Origin of the sequence: Ferrimicrobium sp., assembly GCA_022690815.1 — a bacterium.
Taxonomy (GTDB): domain Bacteria; phylum Actinomycetota; class Acidimicrobiia; order Acidimicrobiales; family Acidimicrobiaceae; genus Ferrimicrobium.
On sequence record JALCZJ010000004.1, the window covers coordinates 13,123 to 35,878 of the forward strand.

Annotated in this window: 20 protein-coding genes; 16 read left to right on the top strand and 4 right to left on the bottom strand. The window is 58.8% G+C overall.

Annotated elements, in window-relative coordinates; all coding sequences use genetic code 11:
• Nucleotides 1-131: 131 nt before the first annotated feature.
• The 9 genes from MP439_01925 to MP439_01965 all read left to right on the top strand — a co-directional run bounded on the left by MP439_01925 (nucleotide 132) and on the right by MP439_01965 (nucleotide 9,221).
• On the top strand, nucleotides 132-1,061 hold the full coding sequence (locus MP439_01925) for an aquaporin family protein (protein MCI2974820.1): 930 nt from the start codon (nucleotides 132-134) through the stop codon (nucleotides 1,059-1,061).
• Complete coding sequence (gene glpK / locus MP439_01930) at nucleotides 1,054-2,547, top strand: glycerol kinase GlpK (protein ID MCI2974821.1); 1,494 nt, start codon at nucleotides 1,054-1,056, stop codon at nucleotides 2,545-2,547. Before MP439_01925 ends, glpK begins: the two co-directional genes overlap by 8 nt.
• Before the next feature lie 10 nt (nucleotides 2,548-2,557).
• Nucleotides 2,558-3,562, top strand: a complete 1,005-nt coding sequence (dhaK, locus tag MP439_01935) for a dihydroxyacetone kinase subunit DhaK (protein MCI2974822.1) — start codon at nucleotides 2,558-2,560, stop codon at nucleotides 3,560-3,562.
• A gap of 10 nt (nucleotides 3,563-3,572) precedes the next feature.
• Nucleotides 3,573-4,199 carry a dihydroxyacetone kinase subunit L gene (gene dhaL / locus MP439_01940; GenBank protein ID MCI2974823.1) on the top strand — a complete coding sequence of 209 codons (627 nt, stop codon included), beginning with the start codon at nucleotides 3,573-3,575 and terminating at the stop codon, nucleotides 4,197-4,199.
• Nucleotides 4,196-4,597 carry a hypothetical protein gene (locus MP439_01945; protein ID MCI2974824.1) on the top strand — a complete coding sequence of 134 codons (402 nt, stop codon included), beginning with the start codon at nucleotides 4,196-4,198 and terminating at the stop codon, nucleotides 4,595-4,597. The genes dhaL and MP439_01945 overlap by 4 nt, the downstream gene beginning before the upstream one ends.
• Entirely contained in the window at nucleotides 4,590-6,431 is a 1,842-nt protein-coding gene (locus MP439_01950) for a PEP-utilizing enzyme (protein ID MCI2974825.1), read from the top strand. The genes MP439_01945 and MP439_01950 overlap by 8 nt, the downstream gene beginning before the upstream one ends.
• A gap of 673 nt (nucleotides 6,432-7,104) precedes the next feature.
• On the top strand, nucleotides 7,105-7,293 hold the full coding sequence (locus MP439_01955; protein ID MCI2974826.1) for a hypothetical protein: 189 nt from the start codon (nucleotides 7,105-7,107) through the stop codon (nucleotides 7,291-7,293).
• Nucleotides 7,294-8,325, top strand: a complete 1,032-nt coding sequence (locus tag MP439_01960) for an ATP-binding cassette domain-containing protein (GenBank protein ID MCI2974827.1) — start codon at nucleotides 7,294-7,296, stop codon at nucleotides 8,323-8,325. It begins immediately after the preceding gene.
• 2 nt (nucleotides 8,326-8,327) lie between these two features.
• Nucleotides 8,328-9,221, top strand: a complete 894-nt coding sequence (locus tag MP439_01965; GenBank protein MCI2974828.1) for an ABC transporter permease — start codon at nucleotides 8,328-8,330, stop codon at nucleotides 9,219-9,221.
• On the opposite strand, the gene MP439_01970 is transcribed toward MP439_01965, so the two are convergent.
• Nucleotides 9,144-9,953, bottom strand: a complete 810-nt coding sequence (locus MP439_01970; protein MCI2974829.1) for a hypothetical protein — start codon at nucleotides 9,951-9,953, stop codon at nucleotides 9,144-9,146. The genes MP439_01965 and MP439_01970 overlap by 78 nt on opposite strands.
• A 660-nt stretch (nucleotides 9,954-10,613) precedes the next feature.
• On the opposite strand from MP439_01970, the gene MP439_01975 reads away from it, so the two are divergent.
• The gene (locus MP439_01975) at nucleotides 10,614-11,678 is read left to right on the top strand and encodes a hypothetical protein (GenBank protein MCI2974830.1); all 1,065 of its coding nucleotides are present in this window, start codon (nucleotides 10,614-10,616) and stop codon (nucleotides 11,676-11,678) included.
• A gap of 884 nt (nucleotides 11,679-12,562) precedes the next feature.
• Here the strand turns inward: MP439_01975 and MP439_01980 are convergent.
• Nucleotides 12,563-13,591 (bottom strand): NAD-dependent epimerase/dehydratase family protein, encoded by a 1,029-nt coding sequence (locus MP439_01980; protein ID MCI2974831.1) that lies wholly within the window; start codon nucleotides 13,589-13,591, stop codon nucleotides 12,563-12,565.
• A gap of 651 nt (nucleotides 13,592-14,242) precedes the next feature.
• A complete protein-coding gene (locus tag MP439_01985; protein ID MCI2974832.1) occupies nucleotides 14,243-14,584 on the bottom strand; it encodes a DsrE family protein in 342 nt (113 codons plus the stop codon).
• A 1,304-nt stretch (nucleotides 14,585-15,888) separates the two neighbouring features.
• Here MP439_01985 and MP439_01990 point away from each other — a divergent pair.
• The 6 genes from MP439_01990 to MP439_02015 all read left to right on the top strand — a co-directional run bounded on the left by MP439_01990 (nucleotide 15,889) and on the right by MP439_02015 (nucleotide 21,969).
• Nucleotides 15,889-16,215, top strand: a complete 327-nt coding sequence (locus tag MP439_01990; GenBank protein ID MCI2974833.1) for a nucleoside triphosphate pyrophosphohydrolase — start codon at nucleotides 15,889-15,891, stop codon at nucleotides 16,213-16,215.
• Nucleotides 16,216-16,823: 608 nt separating this feature from the next.
• Entirely contained in the window at nucleotides 16,824-18,380 is a 1,557-nt protein-coding gene (locus tag MP439_01995; protein MCI2974834.1) for an APC family permease, read from the top strand.
• A gap of 117 nt (nucleotides 18,381-18,497) precedes the next feature.
• Nucleotides 18,498-19,397, top strand: a complete 900-nt coding sequence (locus MP439_02000; protein MCI2974835.1) for a protein phosphatase 2C domain-containing protein — start codon at nucleotides 18,498-18,500, stop codon at nucleotides 19,395-19,397.
• A complete protein-coding gene (locus tag MP439_02005; protein ID MCI2974836.1) occupies nucleotides 19,394-20,380 on the top strand; it encodes a serine/threonine protein kinase in 987 nt (328 codons plus the stop codon). The genes MP439_02000 and MP439_02005 overlap by 4 nt, the downstream gene beginning before the upstream one ends.
• A gap of 14 nt (nucleotides 20,381-20,394) precedes the next feature.
• Nucleotides 20,395-21,642, top strand: coding sequence for a glutamine synthetase family protein (locus MP439_02010; GenBank protein ID MCI2974837.1), 1,248 nt, complete (start codon nucleotides 20,395-20,397; stop codon nucleotides 21,640-21,642).
• Nucleotides 21,643-21,681: 39 nt separating this feature from the next.
• Nucleotides 21,682-21,969 (top strand): hypothetical protein, encoded by a 288-nt coding sequence (locus MP439_02015; GenBank protein MCI2974838.1) that lies wholly within the window; start codon nucleotides 21,682-21,684, stop codon nucleotides 21,967-21,969.
• A gap of 284 nt (nucleotides 21,970-22,253) precedes the next feature.
• Here the strand turns inward: MP439_02015 and MP439_02020 are convergent, their stop codons facing one another.
• Nucleotides 22,254-22,700 (bottom strand): DUF6314 family protein, encoded by a 447-nt coding sequence (locus MP439_02020; GenBank protein ID MCI2974839.1) that lies wholly within the window; start codon nucleotides 22,698-22,700, stop codon nucleotides 22,254-22,256.
• Nucleotides 22,701-22,756 lie beyond the last annotated feature (56 nt).

The window sequence follows — 22,756 nt, forward strand, 5'->3', positions numbered from 1 at the left end:
TGTTGGAAAGGTGTAATATCGGTGGTGGGTGAGAGAAAGAGAGAACCCAAGTCCTTGGTGAGGGCTTGGGTTTTTTGCTGTTTTCGCTTGCCTTTGATAGCGGACGCTTTGGCGGCCGAAGGAGGGAAAGAATGGCTACAAAGGTGCGTTACGGTAAGACCGGATGGCGTGCAACAGCCTGGGGGGAGCTGCTCTCGGAGTACTTAGGGACCCTGGTGTTGCTCGCTTTCGGGACCGGGTCGGTGGCGGTTGCCGTCGTCGGCCTGACGATGTCTGGTCGAACCGTGGTTATCTTTCAAGGAGCTGGTGGCTGGATGCTCATCGGCTGGGGCTGGGCGATCGCCGTGGTGATGGGCGTCTATGTAGCGGGAGGTGTCTCTGGGGCTCATCTGAACCCAGCCGTCACCTTTGCTCAAGCGATCAAAGGAAACCTTCCCTGGAAGAAGGTGTTGCCCTATTGGATTGCCCAAGTGCTCGGTGCCTTCAGTGGGGCTCTCATCGTCTATGCGGACTACTACAAGGCGATCGATCAGTACAACCTGGTCCATCATGTGGTGTCGCGCGGCTCCAGTGGGGGATTGACGACGTTTTCGATCTTCGCCACGTTCCCAGCCTCGTACTTTCACGGCAGCTGGGTTGGACCCATCGTTGACCAGATCATCGGTACAGCTTTTCTTTTGCTGTTCATTTTGGCGATCAATGATGCAAGAAACATGGCTCCAATTTCGAATCTTGGCCCCTTTATCGTTGGGCTCGCAGTCTTGGCTATCGGGCTTTCCTTTGGTACCGATGCCGGCTATGCAATCAATCCGGCCCGTGACTTCGGTCCTCGCCTCATGACCTGGCTCTTTGGCTGGGGCAAGAACGCCTTCCCGGGTCCAGGGCAAGGAGGCTATTGGTGGATCCCAATCGTTGGACCGCTCATTGGAGCCGCGATCGCCGTTGGTATCTACAAGATATTTATCGAAATGACACTTGATTATCGAGCAAAGCATCCGGCTGAGGTGGCCCAAGAGACTGCCACGGACGAGTTGGAAGAAGGGATGGTCACCAGTGACTAAGTACATTCTCGCCCTCGATCAGGGCACGACATCGTCGCGAGCGATACTGTTTAACGATGCCGGATTGCCGGTGGCGATTGGACAGCAGGAGTTTCGACAGATCTACCCCCAGCCCGGTTGGGTTGAACACGATCCAGAGGAGATCTGGCAGAGCGAATGGCAGGCGATCCAGAGCTGTGTTAAGACGGCAGGCATCAACGTGGCCGACATCGCCGCCGTTGGAATCACCAACCAACGGGAGACGACGGTGGTCTGGAATCGGCATACCGGGCAGGCGGTCTATAGCGCCATCGTGTGGCAGTGTCGTCGAACCGCTGGGATGTGTGACCGTCTCCGTGAGGCTGGCCACACTGACATGGTGCGGGCCAAGACGGGGTTGGTGATCGACGCGTACTTCTCCGGCACTAAGGTCGCCTGGATCTTGGACAACGTCCCTGGTGCTCGTGAACAGGCTGAGCGTGGTGACCTCGTCTTTGGGACGATCGACTCGTGGTTGATCAACAAGTTGACCCACAATGAGCTCCATGTCACCGACTACTCGAACGCCTCGAGGACCATGATCTATAACATCCGGGATCTCGAGTGGGATGACGAGTTGCTGGGTCTGTTGAACATCCCGCGCTCGATGTGTCCCACCGTCGTGGACTCCTCAGGTGTCCTTGGTGAGGTCGATGCGAGTTGGCTCGGCCGCACCATCCCGATTGCGGGGATCGCCGGTGATCAGCAAGCTGCCCTCTTTGGACAGGGCTGTTATACGCCTGGTTCGGCGAAAAATACCTATGGGACCGGCTCGTTTCTCTTGATGAACACCGGCTCTGAGGCGGTCGCGTCCGACAATGGATTGGTCACAACACTGGCCTGGGGGATCGATCACAAGGTGACCTACGCCCTTGAGGGTTCGATCTTCATTACCGGGGCAGTGGTCCAGTGGCTCCGTGATGAGCTCGGGTTGATCACCAAGGCCGAGGAGACCGAGACGTTAGCACTGTCGGTGCCCGATACCGGCGGGGTCTATCTGGTGCCGGCTTTTGTCGGACTCGGGGCTCCGTGGTGGGACAGTTATGCGCGAGGCACCATCGTAGGGTTGACCAGAGGCTCGAATCGAGCCCACATCGCCAGAGCGGCGCTTGAGTCGATCGCGTATCAGTCGCGAGATGTCCTCGAAGCGATGCGCTCGGACTCAGGACAGGCCGTCGACGTGCTGCGCGTCGATGGGGGAGCCATCAACAACAGCTTCTTGGCCCAGTTCCAGGCTGATATTATTGGTACAAGAGTCGAACGGCCCAAGGTGACCGAGACAACAGCGATGGGTGCTGCCTTCCTGGCCGGTCTTGCCGTCGGTGTCTGGGATGGCTTTGAACCACTCACCCAGGTCTGGCAGCGCGATGCGCTCTTTTACCCATCGATGAGCGCTGTGCGCCGAGATGAGCTGGTCGCTGGCTGGAAGCGCGCCGTCGAGCGCTCCGAGCGTTGGGCCGAACAGTGAGGATGAACCGATGAAGAAGATCATTGACGCAGTAGAGACGGTCGTCGATCAGGCCCTCGATGGTATGGTGGTCGCCTATCCGGAGTACCTGGTGCGCGTGGCTCAGACCTCGGTTCTTGCGCGCGCGAATCCAAAGGAAGCTGGGAAGGTCGGCATCGTCTCTGGTGGCGGGTCGGGACACGAGCCGGCACATGGTGGCTATGTCGGCTTTGGGATGCTCGACGCCGCGGTGGCCGGGGAGGTCTTCACCTCCCCGACTCCCGATCAGGTCTATGCCGGCATCAAGGCAGCTGACCATGGTGCGGGGGTGCTGTTGGTGGTGAAGAACTACACCGGGGACGTTATGAATTTCGACATCGCCCGGGAGTTGGCGGATGCCGACGGTATCCGTACCGAGGTCGTGCTGGTCAACGATGACGTCGCTGTCCAGGATTCGCTCTATACCACCGGTCGACGCGGTATCGCTGGCACCGTCTTTGTACACAAGATCGCCGGAGCTGCAGCCGAAGAGGGTCTTGACTTGGCCTCGGTTAAGGCGGTTGGAGATGCTGTCGTCGCCAACGTCGCCTCCATGGGGTTTGCCTTGACCTCGTGCACGGTGCCAGCCAACGGTAAGCCGACCTTCGAACTCGGTGATCAGGAGATGGAGATGGGTATCGGGATCCACGGTGAGCCTGGTATCGAGCGGGTGCCGATGATGGGTGCCAAGGACGTCACTGCTCGTCTCTTTCACCGGCTCGTCGACGAACTTTCGCTCACCAGCGGTGAACCGATCGCTGCGATGGTCAACTCGATGGGCGCGACACCGCAGCTTGAGCTCGCGATCATGACGGCGCATCTGGGTCAACTGGCTCGAGATGGAGGGTTGGTCTTGGAGCGGGTACTGATGGGTGAGTTCATGACCTCGCTGGAGATGGCGGGGGCGTCGCTGACGTTGCTGCGCCTCGACGAGGAGCGGGCGAGGCGACTCAAAGCTCGAGCTGACACCCCGGCGTTGCGCATCGTCGGGCACTAACATGCCTTACATGGATGACACCACATTTCGCCAGCTCTGGCGTCGCTTTGCGGCACTGGTTCACGAACATAGAGGTGAGCTCAACGACCTGGATGCCGCCATCGGCGATGGAGACCATGGCTCAAACATGGATCGCGGATTGGCTAAGGTCGTGGATGCATTTGATGCTAGCCCCGAGGGAGGTCTGCGCTCGGATGCCAAGCTCGTGGGGATGACGCTGATGAGCACCGTTGGTGGAGCCTCGGGAGCGCTTTGGGGGTCGGCGATGCTCAAATTTGGGGCATCCTTGCCTGACGAGTCCGAGGTCTCGTGGGCCGGTTTTGTCCAGGCGCTCGCTGACTTTGTTGCAGCACTCGCGACGCGTGGGGGAGCGGTGGTTGGAGACAAGACGATGATGGACGTGTTCATTCCGGTTACCGAGGGGTTGGTGGCCTCCTCGGCCGAGGATCAGACAGCGCTTACACAGGCCCTAGAACAGGCGCGTCAAGCCTCGGATGCCACCAGTGCCTTGGTCGCCAAACGCGGGAGGGCCGCCTACCTCGGCGAGCGTAGTGTTGGTCATGTCGATCCAGGGTCTCGCTCCTCGGCCTTGTGGTTTCAGGCGCTACTCGAGTCGCAAGCGACGGTCAGTGCATGACGATTGGGCTTCTCATCGTTTCACATTCCAAGCGACTCGCGCTCGGTGTTGTCGAGTTGGTCCAGGCGCTGGCCGGCGATGAGTTGGCGCTCGTGGCCGTCGGTGGCGATGTCGATGCCTCGGCACAGGGGCTTGGGGTCAACGCCGCGATGGTGCTCGAAGGGCTAGATCAGCTCAAAGGGGTGGACGCGATCGGCCTGATCGGGGACGTTGGATCATCCTTCCTCGCCGCCAGTGCGGCCATCGATCTTGGCGATCTTGGCGATCGAGTGCAGATTATCGATGCGCCGATGGTTGAAGGAGCGATCGCCTGTGCGATGGCGGTTGCGATGGGGTCCTCGCTGAGCGAAGTCATCGGGGCTGGCAAGCATGCTTGGGAGGTTCGCAAGCTTGGCTGACGGTGAGCACCACGTCGATTCGGTGACTAAAGCTAGCGAACTGCAGGGGGCCCGTGAATGGGTTGGCTTTGGTGTTGGCACGCGCACGGTACAGGGCACCGTCCACCGAGTGGCGCGCAGCAGCTCTGGGGCCCGCTCAGGCGAGACTGGTCACGAGGGGACGATGCAAGCAGATGATGACCAAGCAAAAGCGCGACAAGGCCGGGTGTCGGGGCCTGGAGATCCGACGGAGTCGCTCGTCCTCGGAGACTCCGAGGCCCTCCGCCAGCGTCTCGAGAGCGCCCTCACCGAGACGGCCCGCGATCTCGTCCAGTTACAGTCGGTGACATCCCCCGAGGTGGGTGAGATTCTCGGCGCGCAGGCGATGATGGCAGAGGACCCGACACTTGTCGACCGGCTGATAGCCATCCTCACGCCACAACTTGTCGAAGCTAAAGTTGGCGAAGCTGGGATCGTTGTGCGCCGCATCGACGTAGTTGGTGCCTTTGCGACGCTCGCCGAAGAGCTGCGCGCTGTAGGTGGTTACATCGGCGAGCGGGCTGACGATATCAACGAGATCGGTGCCAGGGCTTGTGACGTCATCTTCGAGACGTTGCCTGCTGCCTCGTCGGGGCAAGCGGATGAGATGACTGGTGATGGCTTGATTCTGGTGTTCGACTCGTTGGCTGCAGCGGATGCCGCACGCTTGGATCCCCACTCGGTCAGGGGCGTCGTCGTTAAGTACGGCGGCCCCACGGGTCATGCGGCCCTCATCCTGCGCTCGCTCGATATTGCGGCGCTGATGGGCTGTGGAGGGGCCTCTGACATCGCCGAAGGTCTTAGGGTTGAGCTCGATCCTGTGCGGGGCCGAGTGTCGACACAGCTGGGCTCACCCGAACGCCAGGGTCAGGGCACGAAGCCGCGTGCAATGCGCGCGCGCTCGATACTGGCAACCGGGGCCGTACAGCTACTCGCCAACGTCGGTTCGGTTGCGGATGCGACCGAAGCGAGTACCCTTGGGGCGAGTGGTGTTGGTTTGGTCCGAACGGAGTTCCTCTTCGCCTCGCGCGATGCCGAGCCAGACGTTATGGAACAGGCATCGGCGTATCGGGCGATAGCCAGTCCGTTCGAGGGATCTGGTTACCCAGTAATCGTGCGCACCCTTGACGTTGGATCAGACAAGCCATTGAGCTTTGTCGATCGCGCAGCGGAAGAGAACCCGGCGCTCGGCGTCCGTGGCTTCCGGTTGGCTGGGGTGTTGCCTGGCCTCTTGGAGCGCCAGCTTGAGGCATTGGCGCTGGCCAGTGAGGAGATTGACAAGGTGGATCTTCGCGTGATGGCACCGATGATCTCGACCGTAGCGGAGGTAATGGCGTTTGTCGCGATGGCGAGGGCGGTTGCACTACCCAAGGCGGGGGTCATGATCGAGGTGCCAGCGCTGGCACTCGATTTTGCCTCGGCGGTAACGCTCGTGGATTTTGCTTCGATCGGCACCAACGACCTCGTGCAGTACCTGATGGGGGCCGACCGGAACGCTCCGACGCTCGGACAACTCCTCAACCCGTGGAGTCCGGTCGTGCTGCGTCTCATTCACTCGGTGAGTCGTGCGGGTGCTCGCACCAAGGTTCCGATCTCAGTCTGTGGTGAGGCAGCCAGCGATCCGTTGCTCGCCGTCGTTCTGGCGGGACTGGGTGTGACCAGCCTGTCGATGACGCCGGTAGCGCTTGGTTCAGTGCGTGAGATGCTTGATGGGGTCTCCTTGACGACGGCCAAGAGGCTGAGTCGTCGTGCCCTGGGGGCGGAGGATGCATCCACGGCACGCACGGCGGTGACCGAGGCGCTCGGTTTGGCTTGACCTTGTGGCCCTTCGCCAATTTTGTCTGTCGGCATCGCATACGCAGATGATCTGACCTTGCAACCTGCCGACCACAGCGTTGCGAATTGCCCATCAACGTCGTGACGAACGCCGTCGCGACCAAGAACATCGCGATGGATAGCGTCGGTATCGTTGACCGATCACGAAGAGGTGGTTCCAGGCATCGTATCTCAACACCGATGCCTGACGTTCTCGTGTGCTTCTCTCTGGTGGTGTGTGGGCGCGCATGGATGAGTGACGAACATGGGAATCAAACGTCGATGGGGTGGGTGGCTAACGTGTCGAGCGTGCGAGGTGCCAACCACGCAAAATCGGCCATCTTGTGTAGCGCACCCTGCAGGGGAATGGTCGAAGCTTTGGCACATGGTGGGTGTTGGATGGGTGCGCCCAATACAGCCGCTGTGGTACTGCACACGTCCTGCTGAGCAGCGTTGGGATCGGTGTTGCTGGCTTCTTGGCGATCGACTACAGTAGTGGTGAACAGAAGTAGTTGTACCACACAAGCATCCTCGGCACCGTGCCAGACTTTGGACACAGGTCGTTGCGGTCTCTAGCGAGGTTGGCCCTCGTGAAGCTTGGCTGCGGGGTTCGGTCTCAAGTATCGGGGCTGCTTTGCGGTGTCGCTATCAATAGATGATGAACCAACAGATGAATGAGGAGTGTCGTTGCCCCAAACCACGAGCCGGGTAAAGACCAAGAGGTCTCCAGTGGGTTGCGCGTCACCGTTATTGGCGACAAGCTCCAGAGGGTGGCGATGGAGTGTCCGTCGTTGTTGTTCGATAAACACGCGACGGTGATGATGCGGGCGCAGATGAGTTGGACGGCCCAAAGGAGGGCGTGAGTGGCAACAACAGCAACAGGCTCGGCGAAGAGCCCTCTACCAAGCTTCGGTGAACGTGGGTCGGCAGTGGTGGTCCGTGGTTTGGTCAAGCGTTACGGATCACTGGAGGCCGTCCGAGGTATCGATTTCGAGGTGGCTGGGGGTGAGATTTTTGGGTTTCTTGGCCCCAATGGAGCCGGCAAGTCCACCACGATCAAGATCCTGTGTACGCTTGCTCAGCCAAGCGAGGGCTCAGCTGAGGTGGCAGGTTACGACGTGGTGCGTGACCGAGATTCCGTGAGACGCAGTATCGGGCTGGTGTTTCAGGACACGACCCTTGATGCCTACCTCACCGCTGAGCAGAACCTACGCTTTCATGCTGAGCTCTATGCGGTGCCCAAGCAGTTTGTGGATTCACGCCTTCGTCAGGTTCTTGAGATGGTTGGCCTTTGGGATCGGCGAGCGAGTCTGGTGAGTACCTATTCGGGTGGAATGCAACGGCGTCTCGAGATCGCTCGGGGCCTTCTCCATGCTCCAAAGGTACTGTTCCTCGACGAGCCGACTGTGGGACTTGATCCTCAGACACGTTCGTCGATCTGGGAGTACATCATCGACCTTAAGCAGCGAGAGGACATTACGATCTTCTTGACGACGCATTACATGGATGAGGCCGAAAATTGCGACCGGATCGCCATCATCGATCACGGTCAAATTCAAGCGATCGACACACCGGAGGCATTGAAGGCAAGTGTTGGAAAGGATCGGGTCCAAATTGCTACGGTCGACGACCCCAAGGCGATCGCTACCTTGACAACCAGCTTCGGAATCGAGGCCGGGATGCATGATGGATTGGTGACCTTCTCGGTAGCCTCTGGTGAGCAATTCGTCCCGAGACTGTTCGCCGAACTTGGTGTGGGGATTCGTTCGGTAAGTGTGGCACGACCATCGCTCGATGACGTGTTCATGTCCTACACGGGCCGTACTATCAGAGACACTGAGGCAACGACGAGTGATTCGATGAGGGCGCTGCGGCAGCGCTTTCGAGGGAGGTAACGATGACGACATCGACGTCAGTTCCGATTGGGCTGCCTGACGAGGCGGCGGCCATTCGGGTGGCCGTTCCAGCCGGTGGTCTCTCGCAGGACCTTCGGGCGATCAGTATTGTATGGCGGCGTGAGCTCATTCGCTTCTGGCGCGACAAGCTCCGGATGGTCACGTCGTTGATTCAGCCGATTTTGTTCCTGTTCGTGCTGGGGACTGGTCTTTCGACGCTTGCCAAGCATGGCATGCCTCCAGGGGTGAACCTTCGGACCTTTCTCTATCCTGGGGTCCTCGCGATGTCGGCGCTGTTCACCGCGCTGTTCTCGGCAGGCTCGATCGTGTGGGATCGGGAGTTCGGCTTTCTGCGTGAGATGTTGGTGGCGCCAGTCAGCCGGGGCTCCATCGTTCTTGGTAAGTGTCTCGGTGGTACGACGGTGGCGACGCTACAGGGGATCGTCATTCTCATCTTGGCTGGCCTTGCCGGCGTGCCATATCGGCCGACACTGATCCTGGCGCTCATTGGTGAGCTGCTGTTACTATCGTTTACCCTGACCGCTTTTGGCGTCATGATGGCGGCGAGAATCCAACAGTTTCAGGCGTTTATGGCGGTGACGCAGATGCTCGTGATGCCACTCTTCTTCTTGTCGGGAGCACTGTATCCACTCGGGGGTCTGCCCACATGGTTGACCGTGCTCACTAGGGTCGACCCACTCACCTATATCGTTGGACCGATGCGGAGTGTGGTCTTTAACTCGATCACGATGAGCCCTCTGGCTCGGCGCTTTCTGAGCCCCGGTGTAACTTGGGATGGATGGCTTGTTCCAGTCGGTCTATCGCTCGCCATTGTGGCCGCGATGGGGGCGGCGATGGCGGGTATCGCGATCCTCGAGTTTCGAAAGAACGATTAATAACTTGTGGGTCGATCGTCGGCTCGCGGGGTCTGAGCACCAGTGGAGTCTCGATCCTTGGCCAGGAGTTCGATAGCGTAGCCAAAGAAGAGGAGGATCGCCACCGCGAGCGATCACCGTAGCTAAGAGTTCGCCACCGAGGGCCAAGATGACGACGATGGCGCTCGCGTTATGGCCGGGCAGAGATTCGGTGATCGCGGTACCGTTTGGGCCCACCCCCAACTGGGTAATGGTGGTACCTTCGGCAGCCTGAGCAAAGATCACGATGGAGGCGAGCAGGCCCAGTAGCCCGATCATGGCGGTCGGGATCGTGAGGTGTTTGAACAATCGGGCAAGTTGCTGTGGTCCGAGACGGTCGAACATCGATGGCGGTGACGCATGGTCAGGCTGTACGGTTGCTGGTGGGTTCGTCTCGCGGTCACGAATGGTGGCGGGTATCGCTTCACGTAGGAGTGCGATAAAAGTCTCGTTGGCCTCCACCTGTTGTGGGGAGGTGGTGTCGAAATCGACCTCGAGTCCGACCTCGCAGGTATGCTCGTCGATTGGCACAACATGCATGCGAAACGGCAGCCGTACCGGAGATGCTCCAGTTGTAAGGGTCTTACCCTCTAGCGCAAGAGCGTCTTGGTCAACCTTGTTAACCTCGCTATAGCGATAGGCGACATCAAGTGTGGCTCCGAAGCCAACGGCTGCTCGATCTGGTACTGAGATAGTTGTCGTGATTGTCTCCATGTTTGGCTACGTTGGCACCGATTGGGGTCTCATGCAGTCTGAGTGTCGACGTAAGTCAAGATCATGCCCTAACCGCATGCTTTAACATCTGTGCTCTGTGCAAGCGTTGTTTCGCTACTGATTCATTGAATGATCGCCTGGATGGAGCCCCGCGATTCATGTTGGTAGCCACTAATTGTCCGTATCGTTAGGTGCTTGTGCGCCATGACGCACCATCGAATACTGACCATCGATGCGTGGTACCAAGACCGATTGGAATCATGACCTCTAGGCCCTCGTACTCTGGTTATGAGGCTAGATTACGCGCGGCGCGAAGTGACTCATGAGGACTGGTACTTCGGGTGCCGTTGCCTGGGGAACGGAACCCGCTATCTTCGATGGCCATAGTGGCCATCGACCCAGTTGGCACCAAGGTGTTGGGCGCTCGAACCTTACAACAGCTGGCCGAGCCCCGCCGTTTGCTGCATGGTGCCTGTTGGCAGTCGCCTGTACCCATCTAGCGGTAGACCACCTGAGCCAAATCCTGATCGTCTCTGGTCAGACACCGTCATCGTTGCAGTTGGTGATCTGGATGGTTGGGTAGGGTAGACCTTCACCGACTTCCCGATTGTGATCGCGCGTTCGGGAGTAGCGTGCACGTATCGGTGTAGGTTAAGGTACGTGAGAAGTTTTCGTTCGCCTACCGTGACGAGAAGTGCACCAGCGGGCGTTCTCGTGAGGCGAGTGCTTGTTGGCCTTGTCATCGTGAGCCTGAGTGCGTGGGTCTGGGGCGGGAACGACTCGTCGGTCGAGCACCTGCGACGCGTGGCACTGACCGCTCACCATACAAACGCCCTGTACCCAATGGATCACTTTGCGAATCGTGGGCACCTTTCGGCATCGAACCTCGTTGGTTCCTACGAGCAGTTGTGGTATGCACCGCTCCCGGTTGCTTCGATGGTTCCGGGTGAGGGGCCATCGGTTTGGGTTCCAGCAGGCGATCAGAGCGCTCAGGGCTCGGCCGTCTTCACCACCACGATTAACCCGACGGCTCAGGGGTCACCGGTTGCGATCGCATGGATCGACCAGAATCACGCGAAGACTGAGATCTATGCGGGTACCACGCAGCCCGGTGGTACCTGGCCTCACCAGGCACCGATTCCGGCCTCTCGTTACTCGACGTTACTCGCGGCGTTTGAGGGCGGTTTCCAGTTCACGCCGACAGGAGGTGGGTTCTACCAGGATGGTCGCTACGGCTCTCCACTTCAGCCTGGTGACGCCTCGCTTGTCGAATATCAAGACGGTGACGTTGCTATCGGGTCTTGGGGGAGTGAAGTATCCATGACCCCGGATGTCGTCGCCGTGCGGCAGAACCTCACCTTGTTAGTCGATCACGGTGAGGTAACGCCGCAAGCTAGTGTGGCGCCACTCATCACCTGGGGCTACTCGTTGGGTAATCTGGTGAGCACGTGGCGTAGTGGGATCGGCGTCACCGCCAATGGGAATCTCGTTTGGGTCGGTGGGCCGGGCCTGTCACCGGCGCTGCTTGGCGCGGTGTTGGTGCACGCAGGCGCAGTAAAGGGGATGCAACTTGACATCAACCCTGATTGGGTGAACTTTGCGACCTATACCGATCAGTCGGGAACTGGCATCGTTGGTACCAACGTTCTCGCGGGCATGATCTTTGCGCCGGTGCACTATCTCGGCCCGTTTTGGCGGGACTTCGTAGCGGTCTTTGCGCGTTAGTCCGCCAAGCTCGAGAGTCGCAAACCTCGTGGTGCTAGGTGCGATCGCAGTCGCCATTTGGCAGCCAAAGTCGATGATGGGTGTGATGCCGGTTTGTTGATGAGGCGGCTACCGGTTTGTGAAAGCCACGTGATCTGGGGGGATCTCGCTGGTTAGCATGTAGCGATCCACCCTCTATCAACTATAGGACTATCGCTCGTTCACGCTCGTTGTCGACCCACTTTGAGCGCGGGGTTTGGACCGTTTGGGTTGAAGGTGCGATGAGAACTCGCCCATCGCAAGAATTTTGGTAGACCCACCCAGGCAGGACCCCCGGATCCTTGGCTGGATTAACGCGGCCAGAACTGCAAACAACTTCACCGAACGAAGCGATACTGGATCGCCAACTTGGGTTTGACCTTGCCCCACGCTATCGGTTGTAAGGGGCGAGCGGCGTCGGGTGTTGTAAGGTAATGAGCACGATCTTATGACGGTTGGACCTTGGCTACGTTGGGTTGACCGGGTGCGTAGTTCATTCGCGAGGGCGACGACGAGATTGGGTGCCATCGCGCTCTTGGGCGCCAAGGGCACCGTTAGCGCCACGGTCGTGCCTTGGTTCTCGATGCAAGGTCCGAGGACCTAGTGACGTAGTCGATGCGGGGGGCTGCGGATTCGCAGTGTGAGGCGGCGCTTTGGCTTGGGGCTGGCTTCGCAGGTGTTGTGATCGGCGCCTGGTGGCCCTTGGGAGGCTAGTACCTCCGAAGGTGAGCGGGGTAGTCCATCGTGGCAATGAGAACGAGGGTGTACGGCGGTCCTCCTCAGCCCCTCGCGTTATCGGAGAGACTCGGCCAACAGGAACGAGCAGGTAAGGGCGGCGAGATGAAGGGGTGTGGTGTCGCGCGGATTTACGGTCGTTGGTTGGCTGTGGCAAGGAGCGCATCGTCGAAGGCGTAATCGAAGAATGGTGCGAAGAAAGGGTCCTCGTCGAATTGGCTCGTTTTGCGATGATGGGCAAGATCAACGAGCCAGTCGATTTCAGCGGCGACCGTGGTGGCGTAGTTGCCGATCGGACGATAGCCAAGCGCCTCGGCGCGGCGGGTGTCGAGAACAACCGGATAGCGACTGTCCCAGGGGTTGAAGCGTCGGTCTGTGCCCGCATCGATTGATATCTCGTCAAAGCTCGTATCGAGTTGTTGGGCCACGATGCGAGCGATCTCAACGCCGGATGGTGCATCGGGGTCGGCGATATTGAGGACGTGCGAGCCCTGTAGTGGCGCCAAGGTTGTGATCAGTGCGGCGATGTTTGCGGCGGCGCTCGGATGATCGACCCCGCTGCGCTCTGGTGAGGTGAGCAGCGTCTTGCGACCGTCAAGGATGCGTCGTACGTAGACCCACTCTCGCGGACGCCTGGCGTAGGCGCCATGGATCTTCGAAGGGCGCAGAATTGAGACGGGATAGCCGGTATCGAGCAGCGTCTCTTCCGCAGCAACCTTGTTGGCGCCATAGCCGGCTCTCGTTGTCCAGTCGGCGCCATTGGGGCGAATCGTCGGCTGATCTTCACTGATTGGCCCATCGAAGCGCGGAGGCTCTTCGGAGTTGGAGTGGTTGCCCAACGAGTCGACGTAGACGGCCTTCGATGAGATCATGATGGTTCTCGCCACGTTGTCAAGGTAGGGCACGAGCATAGCTGCCTGGCGTTCGTGATAGCAGACACAGTCAACGACCAGATCGGCTCCTTGTGCCAGGAGTCCTGTCAAGGTCGCCGGGTCATTGCGATCGGCAGCGATGAAACGTGCGGTGGTCTCCTCCAGGGCTGGGGGCACATGTGCAGGGTCGAGACCGGTCACAATCACGTTGAAACCTTCGGCAATGAGTCGTTGGCTGAGCGTGATGCCGATGGCTCCAGTGCCTCCCAGTATTACGGCCAATGGCATGAGGCGAGTTTATCGTCGCGGCGATGGTGCCCAACTCTTTCGTTTGGATGTCCTGAGTGGGATGTGTGGTCGCTTCGACCATCCCTGCCAGGTGTGCCATACACTTTGGGCCTCGATCGAGCGCGTGTCTTGGGGTGGCAACCTTGCTGATCGGCCAAGTTATGAGGGGGGATCGCTGATCACTAGGCTGGCCCTGCGCTCAACAGGTAAGGGATTACAGTTGATAGGTTGACAACGGCGTACATTCTGAGGGCATCGTGTCAAGCGGCGCTCGGAGTTCTGATGCAGCGAGGCGTCCATTACCGTTGTCGCGGGTGCAGCGTGCACTTGAGCTAGCAGCCCTCTCGCTTCTCGGCAGGCAGGCATCAGCAGATACGCCGACACTGCTCCACGGTGGCGTGTGTTGACATCGCTCGGGTTGACGCCGTTATGTCTGTCGCGACGCCGGGTGGCACCCGTGTCGGAAGAGGTGTGGCATCGCCGGCAAACTGGGTACAGTGCGCACGCTGTTAGTAGTGCTCGGTGCTAGCGCTCGGTGTTGGCTCTGGGATTCCTGGCAAGTATCACAGCTAAGCTCGCACCCACCTGGCAAAGCTTTGAGCACTGGCGAGATTACGGACCGATTGAGGCGAAACGTATCATTGCATCGCCTTAGACCCCGATGACCTGGTAACCACTCTCAACGAGTTCGATCATGATGTTCCCAGCAGGCTCGAGCTCAATCCCGCGCTCAGTGATCACCTTCTCGTCGAGCCCCATCTGGGTAACGTTTGCAGGGCAGGCTTGGACCGGCACTTGGGCGGCCGCCAGATCACTGAGAACCTCGACGACCGCTGGAAGGGTGGACTCTCCGAGGGCCACACCTGGCCCGAAAAGATAAACGCGCACGTCTTGGTTGCGGTTGGCTCGGAGTCGCTGTGCGAGACGAAGTCCAGACATTGCCTTATCAACTTGATCGGGGCCTGCGGTGATCCAAAATGCAATTTTTGCCATAACCCCAGTGTACCCCCCTGAGTATGATGAGATGGCTCATCGGCCCCTGCTACGGGGTGTCATGTTGTGGACCAACCTGCTGGATGACGTTTCACGGCCAAGAAGTCAGGATGTCGATAGGTGCTCGCCTCCGAGCAGGTTTGGCGGTCCGGCGATGTCATAGAGTCGAAGATCCGGGTTGCGGGGCTAGATGGCGACAGAGCATCGTGCTAAAGGACCTTCATGGGCTATCGGCAGGACGGTTGGGCAGGCAAGTTGCGCCGTATCGATCGTTGGTAGTGTGATTTTGGGTTCAACAGTCTTGGTTGGGTTTTTGGTGATGCATTGTTTCCCTAAAGTTTGCTTGACACGAGGAATAAATAGGCATCAAGTTTGCTATACTGGATGACGAAGACAAATGAAGATAAGTGTTCTTTGGGAAGGAGTGAACAATGAGGTTCGCAGATTTTAATCTTGGAAGTCGTTTGACACGCCGGGGGTCGATGGATCTAGAGGCTGTTGGGTATGGAGTCTCGACGCAGTCAAGGTCACGGTCGCACGGTTTGTCAACCTACCTGATGTCGGAGATAAACGCAAAGGGTTGCTGAGCAGGTAGTTCTTTGAACTGCCCGTTGCTACAGTTCCGCTAGTAGTGTCTACAACGAAGCCGGGGAGCACATCGATGTGCTCCCCGGCTTCGTCGCGTTTTGGGCTTGGCCGATCTCGATTGTCGTCATGTCTCTGTCGAGAAGTGTATGGCACGAGTGGCAAGCGATTAATGCGATCCGAGCCCGGGCATTTGACGTACCTGTCGAGCCATCTATTCGACCGATATGGGGTATTCATATTTGTGATATTAGGCCCATTGCTTAGCCCCCTTCTTGGGTCGCTCATTGTGGACGAGTCCACACGCCGGTGGGACGAGCCGGCAAGCACCGGTGTCATGGCGGGTACGGGTTGGCGACCGGATTCTACGGACTCGAGGTCGTATGCTCTTGGTCGCCCCTGGAGTGGGGCAAGCATCGTAGTGTCGTGAGGGCGGGCACGTGCGTTGGCGGGCGCCAATCGTACCCTGCTCGTTCTGTGCCCCCAGTTCGCTTGCTAGTGTTTCCAACGAGGTAACGATGGCAATGTATGGCGCTCAGCACGTGTGTGGCGTGCTCGAACCAGCTGATGTTGGCTCGCTTGGGTCGTTGTGGGGCGCGTGGCCGAGCGTTTCGGTGCTGAGCGTGGGGCTGGCCCCAATGTGAGCGGGCATGGGTTGGACGTGATTGCGAGTTGCAATTGGCTTGCGTTGGGATAGAAGCGGACTGGATCGGGGAGGAATGTCGGAGTCATCGAAGTCAGAGCTGCCAAAGTTGGTGAGGGATCTCATTCCAGAGATGATACGTGCAAGTGGTAGGGATCCGCGTACGCGGACGTTGTCGGCGCACGAACTTGTGATGGCGTTGCGGGTGAAGTTGCAAGAAGAGGTTGCGGAGTACCTGGCCGAGCCTTCACTCGAGGAGCTTGCTGATGTTACCGAAGTCATCAAGGCGTTGGTGGCCACGCACGACGCCCAATGGGAGGATCTCGAAGCGGTGCGGGTTGACAAGCGCCAGCGATGCGGTGGATTTGATCGTGGGGTTTGGCTGGTTGGGTTGGAGGGGTAGGCCGTCCCCTCACGTCGTCTGATCACCGCTGGTCGGTATTGAGTCGATTGTGATAGCGGGTGTGGCTCACGCAGAGCTTGAGTGATTTCTCGTCGGATCATGGTGGAATCCGTTACCCAATGACCGCGGGCCCATTGGACGAGAGTCGCTTCGTTAGGCGTTGGGTCAACGACGAGGCAGGGCTGGCTGGGCAGCCAGCGATGTGCGATGGGGATCATAGCTTCGCTGGTGTCCTTACCGATGGCCGATGGCGGATCTCGCGGTCAAGGTTAAGGCATGCGTGCTCGATGGCTCGTTTTATGTTTTCTGACACCTGCTTCCGGCTGATGAACCTATCAGCCGCTCGATGGTTAGCGTGTGTATTCTCCGGCAAGCGGTAGAGGGCGTGTTCGTGGGCGGATCCAAGAGCCAAGATCGATCTGTGACGTCACGGCCAACGGGAGCCAACGAAGTGTTCGAGCTGGTCTTCTTAGCGACGACGCAACGAGGAGCACGGCATGCATTGCGGTTGGCATCAACCCTTCATCGACCCGAAACAAAGGTGTAACAGAGGATCGATAGGCTCTCGCCAAACCTCGTAGTGGGTGTGCGAGGTCAAGGAGGTCTTGATGTCAACGGATCTGAGCCCGCCGGGTGCGGCGCCGGTGTTCAAGCGGTCGCTGTCGCTGACAGGGGTCACGGTCAATGGTATGGCGCTGATCGCGCCTGGAGCCTTCCTGTGGACGACGTTTCAAGAGCAGGCCGCTCAAACCAATCATGGCGCAGCGACTGGCGGGTCTATGTGGACGGGTCTGATCTTCGCCTTCGTGCTCGCGATGTTCACTGCATGGAGCTATTCACAGCTCGCCAAGATCTACCCCAATGCCGGAACCGGGTCGACGTATTACTTCGCCGAGGCCGCCTTCCTGGATAGGAAGTCTGAAGCCCATCGCAGATTTGCTCGACCGGCCAAACTCGCCTTTGGTTGGATCAGCCATCTGTACTACTGGATCTATCCAGGTATCATGATCGCCTTCATCGCGACGATCGTCGGTTACCTCTACTCCGATCTCGACCACGGCGGCCAGCTCGGGTGGCCAGTCCTGTCGCTGATCGCCGTCGTTGCAGCAGGGCTGGTGGGGTATGTTGCCTACCGGGGAATTTCGGGCTCCACCACGGTGGCGCTAGCGATCAACGTGATCCAAATCGTGACCCTGGTCGCGGTCAGTGCGATCTTCATCGCGTATCGGATCATCTATCGGCACGCAGGTTACGTACAGCAAAACGCAGCCGGCGTCTTGTTGCCTCATGACTTCGTGAATCTCTTGTACCAGTCGACCATCGCCATTCTCCTGTTGGTAGGCTTTGAGTCGATCACTTCGCTTGGATCCGAGGCGCTCAAGCCAGAGCGTGACATCCAGCGTGGCGTGCTGATCGCCCTGGCCATCCAAGGCGGCTTTTGCTATCTGCTGGAGTACTTTTCGAGTGACTTTGTCCTCGGCAAGGCGACGATGGCGGGCGTTAATGGCGCGCCATACGTAGCTGCGGGCAACGATGGGGCACCCATTGGAACCCTGATCACGAACGTCGTTGACCGCCTCTTTGGGGGTGGAGGGGAGGCGGCGGCGATGGCGGTTGCCCTCACGGTTTTGCTTGCGTTGCTCGGCACAACCCTCGCCTGCATGAACACGGCGGTACGACTCTCGTATTCGATGGCAAAGGACAAGGAGCTTCCCTCGGTGCTCGGGATCCTGCACGGCAGGTTCGCCACGCCGGTAGCCGGGGTGTGGATCCTCGCCGGGGTGTCAGCGGTGATCGGGATCTATGGTGTCCATACCGTGAACAACCTCACCCAGATCACGCTGGCCTCCAATATCGGTACCTTTCTCGTCTATGGGATCACCTGTGTGATCACCCTCATAGCTTTTGGCTCGCGACACGATTCTCATGTTGTCAAGCACAAGATCGTCCCTGGACTCGGGCTGGCGATGAACCTTGTCGAGCTTGCGGGTGTCATCTACCTTGCGCTAGCTGGTGGCGGGAGTGGTGCGACCGATGCCGTCAAGGCAATCATGATCGTCGCGATATGGATCCTGGCTGGTGTTGCTTGGGTTTTGTTCAATCCGCTGCGGGGTCACGCCGAACGCATTCACCAAGAGCGCCTCGGTTCAACCGCGATCTCGTGATACTGACCTTGGGCCGTTGCGTCGCTTGCGTGCCGTCGGAGTCGGTCGACCCGCACCCCTGGGGGTTTGACCGACTCCTTTGGGTGGCACAGCCATCGAAAGCGATAGGTCGATGCGATGGCGAGACGGGACGTGATGGCTGAGGCGTCGAAGTTCGACAACGAGCCTCGTTTGCGAGGCAACGGTCTTTTGCGTCAATCGGGTGCCGAACAAGGGCTCGTTTGGAGTCTTCGGTCCGATCGAGGGCTCGTTCGCCAGGTAAACGAGGATTTCGCACTTACCGAAACTTTCCACGATGGCGATGGGGCGAGTGGGTCGTTGCTGATCGTTGCTGATGGGCTTGGGGGTCATGAGGCTGGTGAGGTGGCGAGCAGAATCGCAGTAGTCACGATGGCACAGGCGTGGAGCCAGTCGGTGGATCGACCGATTAAGGCGCGGTTGCGCAGTGCCTTCCGCCTCGCGAACCAGGCCGTGCTCGATGAGGCCTTGCGCCGTCACAACAACGGGATGGCGACCACGCTGACTGCTGTGGCCGTCGTAGGTGATACAGCCATGGTGGCCCATGTTGGTGATTCAAGGGCCTATCTAATTCGGCGACGGCAAGTGGAGCAGCTGACCAACGATCATTCCCAAGTGGCTGAGATGTTGCGACGGGGCCTCATTACCCCCAGGGAGGCCATCAGCCACCCGGCTCGCTCCGTTTTGACGCGGTGTCTTGGTCGTGAACTCCAGACGACCCCCGATATTGCTGAGCGCATCCTTCACCACGATGATGTCTTACTCCTGTGTTCAGATGGCCTCTGGGATCTCGTGACACCCGAGGAGATGGTGCAGGCGATCCGGAATGAAGATGGTGTTCACGGGGACCAGATGGACGGGATTGTTGAGGAGTTGATGAAACTGGCGATCTATCGCGGTGCTCCCGATAACGTAACGGTCATGATCGCACGGGTTGAGGAGCCAAAGGCTGTCGTCACGCCTACCTCGGGGTTGAGCCACTGGTTTAAGAGGGGATGATAGCCTTGTATCAACCAGGCGATTCTATCGATGGCTATGTCTTGAAAGAGCTGTTGGGCGAGGGCGCCTACGCTTCGGTGTGGCTCGCGATCGATACGAGGTGTGATCTTAAGGTTGTGATCAAGTTTCCTCACCCAGAACTCGTCGCCGATCCGGGGCTTTATGCGCGATTTGAGCGCGAACGGACCCTCGCCATGAGCCTCGTGCACCCCAATGTACAACGTGCGCTTGTGTCGCCAAGCCATCCTTCAAAGGCCTACCTTGTCCAAGAATATGTCGAGGGCCAGACCCTGCGCGAACGAATGAGTCGAGCCGAGAGACTCTCGGTGGATGAGGCATTTGCTATCGGTCGCCAGATCGCCAGCGGCCTGGCGTATCTGCATGCACACGATGTGGTGCACCGAGATCTCAAGCCCGAGAACATCTTGGTCACACCTCAGCAGATCATCAAGATCAGCGATTTTGGCAGTGCGGTCAGCCTTGGGGTTCGCCGGCTCACTTGGAAGCACTTCTCGCCCGCCATGGGTACGCCAGACTATATGAGCCCGGAACAGATACGCGGGTTGCGTGGCGACGCGCGAAGCGATCTCTACAGTTGGGGGATCATCATGTACGAGCTCGTCTGTGGCCAGGTTCCCTTCTCGGGGGACAGTTGGTTGGCAGTCATGGCTGGTCACCTGCAGGGAACGCCTCGCTTGATTCATGAAGTTGACTCCACGGTCTCGCCTGAGGCTGAAGCGATCATTATGCATAGCTTTCGCCGATATCCAGAACATCGCTACCAGAGTGCCGAGGAGCTTCTCGGCGACCTAGCGGAGCCTGCGAAGATTGCGGCGTCGGTACGAGATTTCTCTCGTGAGGCGCCGTTGGGTGAGGTTCAGCTGAGCACGACTGCTAGGTACCTTAGGCGGGCTGGCTTATTTGGACTTGGATTGGTAGCTACCATTGCCGTGGTTGTCGGTGTTATCGCGGTCGCACACTAGGAGGAGTACAACATATGTCGACGAATGATCGGGATGGTTATGAGGCTGATATCGCCTGGGTGCGGCTGATCTTTACCGATCTTGGGGGTGCCACGCGGGCGATGCAGATCCCAGGCTCATCTTTTGAGCGGGCGTTGCATGATGGGGTGCGAGTGGATGGCTCGGTCCTTGAAGGTCGAAATCGCCTGATTGAGACCGATCTGATGTTGCGACCTGATCCGAGGACACTGTGTATCAACGCTGATCGTATTGGGCGTGTGATCTGCGATGTCTGTGACGACGAGGGCAATGTGTGGCCACTTGATCCACGTCAGACGCTGCATCAAATGATAACGACGACCTCCATGAGCGCCGATGGTTGGCGCGGGACAGCCGAACTTGAGTGGTATCTGTTGCGTCCAGACCTCACGCCGATTGATGGGGAGGGTTACTTCTCCTGGGCCCGCGGTCAGGGTGAACGTTTACTTGAGCGGATCACGGCTGCGCTCGCGGGGCTGAATGTATCACTCATAGGAGCACATCATGAGGCTGGCCCTGGTCAATACGAGATCAATGTCGCCGCAGCGAGTCCGATGGCACTGGCCGATAGCTTGGTGCATGCGCGAACGGTCATTGCTGACATGGCCCACGATGAGGGCCTGATCGCCACCTTCATGGCTCGGCCATTGAATGACCTCCCTGGCTCTGGGATGCACATCCATCAGATGCTGGATAGCCGAACCGTACAGGATCAGGAGAGAGTTGAACGGATTGTCGCTGGCATTCTCGAGCACGGTGGTGCGCTTTGTGCTTTTAGTGCATCGACGATTAACTCGTATCGCCGTCTGCACCGTGGCGCTGAGGCACCGAGTTATGCAACGTGGGCTCATGCAAGTCGCGCAGCGCTGGTCCGGTTGAGTCCGGCGGGGAACGAGACGATCTCCGTTGAATACCGTGGAGCTGACTCCAGTGCCAACCCCTATCTTGTGTTGGCTGCGCTGCTTGCAGCGGGTGAGCGGGGGGTAGCTCGTGAACTGAAGCTCCCTGCCCCACTCGAGGAGAACGTGCAAGGAGTTGCGACCGAGCAGGCGGAGTCGGCACCTAGTCAGCTTCCGAGAAGCTTGGAGCAGGCGATCCTGGCGCTGGTCGGTGACGAAGAGTTAGTCGATTGCTTTGACGATCGACTTATCGGTCGCTACTGCGAGGATCTGATGGCAGAGGTTGAGGCATCGCAAGGGTTCGTGAGCGAGTGGGAGCTACGTCGATATCTTGAGAACTTCTGATGGGTTGTTTCCGGGTTGTAACGGCTCGGTGAAGCTCCTGTGTCAACCGTGATTGCCGACGGCATCGTTGGCTATCGTATCGCTATGACATCGTCGCATGCAAGACCGCAAGAAAGTGAAGGATTACCCTCCTATCGGGTGGGTCAACGTCAGTCTTCGCCGATTCTGCTGCTGGGGATAGCGATGTGCTGGGTGATCGTCGCGTTGATCTGCGACCTCGCCTTGCACATGAGTTGGCGACTGATCCCAACCATCTTTGCACTTGGGGTCGGCCTGCTCTATTTACGCAGCGCTGGCGCTGGGTATCTCCATAGCGATCGCTCGTAGTCGCGTCGGCGATCGCTGACGATATGTCAGGTGTAGCCGCGATGGGCTGGGTAGCGTTCAATTCGGTGATGGCCTAATGTAGGCGAAGTGCACAGAGCGACAGGCGAAACGGTTGTGGTGGTTCGTCGACCACGGCCACCGTTAGCTCCTTCATGGTTATGGCGCGGCTCGCAGATAGCTCTCGGTTGCGCCGTGTCGCGTTGCATCGGTAGGGCGAGCGTCGTATACGTCCTGTGGGTGATTCGATGTCCCAACGGATCTATTCATGATCGCACCGAGGTTGGCTATGCGCGCTGGAGCTTGGTCATGGCGCTGTAGTTCTTGTATGGGCCTATCACTTGCCATAACTCCTCGATCTCTTGGTCTGAAACAATTGACGTCGTGATTCTATATAGGTCTTGACCACAGTGATGAGTCGCGTGCCAGATGCCATTGCGTAAATCGAGGTCGGCAAAGACCCTTGTGTCCCCAAAACGAAGAATGATCGGTGCGTCGGATTCATTGGTCATGGTGAGCAGACGGTTGGTAGGCCAGTGGTGACCGTTGATGCAGAGCTCGCCATTCTCGACGTAGACGCCAGAGCGTGACCGGCCCTCTGGGGCCCCCTCGACGGTGCCGGTAACAGCTGCAGTACCTTCGACGGTGATCTGAATTTGGGCAAGGTGATCATCGATGGTGCGCCGAAGTGACCAGTTGCCCATCAGGAAGCGGAATGTGTCGAAGCTCCCCATAGGTTGGATAGTGTAATCTCGATTCGGCGATCCGCATGTGTATGGCGCGAGACGGT

Coding starts and splice junctions, on each gene's coding strand:
- MP439_01990 (MCI2974833.1), top strand. CDS start 15,889: ATGTCGGAGTCATCGAAGTCAGAGCTGCCAAAGTTGGTGAGGGATCTC.
- MP439_02000 (MCI2974835.1), top strand. CDS start 18,498: ATGGCGAGACGGGACGTGATGGCTGAGGCGTCGAAGTTCGACAACGAG.
- MP439_01980 (MCI2974831.1), bottom strand. CDS start 13,591: ATGCCATTGGCCGTAATACTGGGAGGCACTGGAGCCATCGGCATCACG.
- dhaL (MCI2974823.1), top strand. CDS start 3,573: ATGGATGACACCACATTTCGCCAGCTCTGGCGTCGCTTTGCGGCACTG.
- MP439_01925 (MCI2974820.1), top strand. CDS start 132: ATGGCTACAAAGGTGCGTTACGGTAAGACCGGATGGCGTGCAACAGCC.
- MP439_01955 (MCI2974826.1), top strand. CDS start 7,105: ATGAGGAGTGTCGTTGCCCCAAACCACGAGCCGGGTAAAGACCAAGAG.
- MP439_01970 (MCI2974829.1), bottom strand. CDS start 9,953: ATGGAGACAATCACGACAACTATCTCAGTACCAGATCGAGCAGCCGTT.
- MP439_02010 (MCI2974837.1), top strand. CDS start 20,395: ATGTCGACGAATGATCGGGATGGTTATGAGGCTGATATCGCCTGGGTG.
- MP439_01965 (MCI2974828.1), top strand. CDS start 8,328: ATGACGACATCGACGTCAGTTCCGATTGGGCTGCCTGACGAGGCGGCG.
- MP439_01985 (MCI2974832.1), bottom strand. CDS start 14,584: ATGGCAAAAATTGCATTTTGGATCACCGCAGGCCCCGATCAAGTTGAT.
- MP439_02005 (MCI2974836.1), top strand. CDS start 19,394: ATGATAGCCTTGTATCAACCAGGCGATTCTATCGATGGCTATGTCTTG.
- MP439_01995 (MCI2974834.1), top strand. CDS start 16,824: ATGTCAACGGATCTGAGCCCGCCGGGTGCGGCGCCGGTGTTCAAGCGG.
- MP439_02020 (MCI2974839.1), bottom strand. CDS start 22,700: ATGGGGAGCTTCGACACATTCCGCTTCCTGATGGGCAACTGGTCACTT.
- dhaK (MCI2974822.1), top strand. CDS start 2,558: ATGAAGAAGATCATTGACGCAGTAGAGACGGTCGTCGATCAGGCCCTC.
- MP439_01945 (MCI2974824.1), top strand. CDS start 4,196: ATGACGATTGGGCTTCTCATCGTTTCACATTCCAAGCGACTCGCGCTC.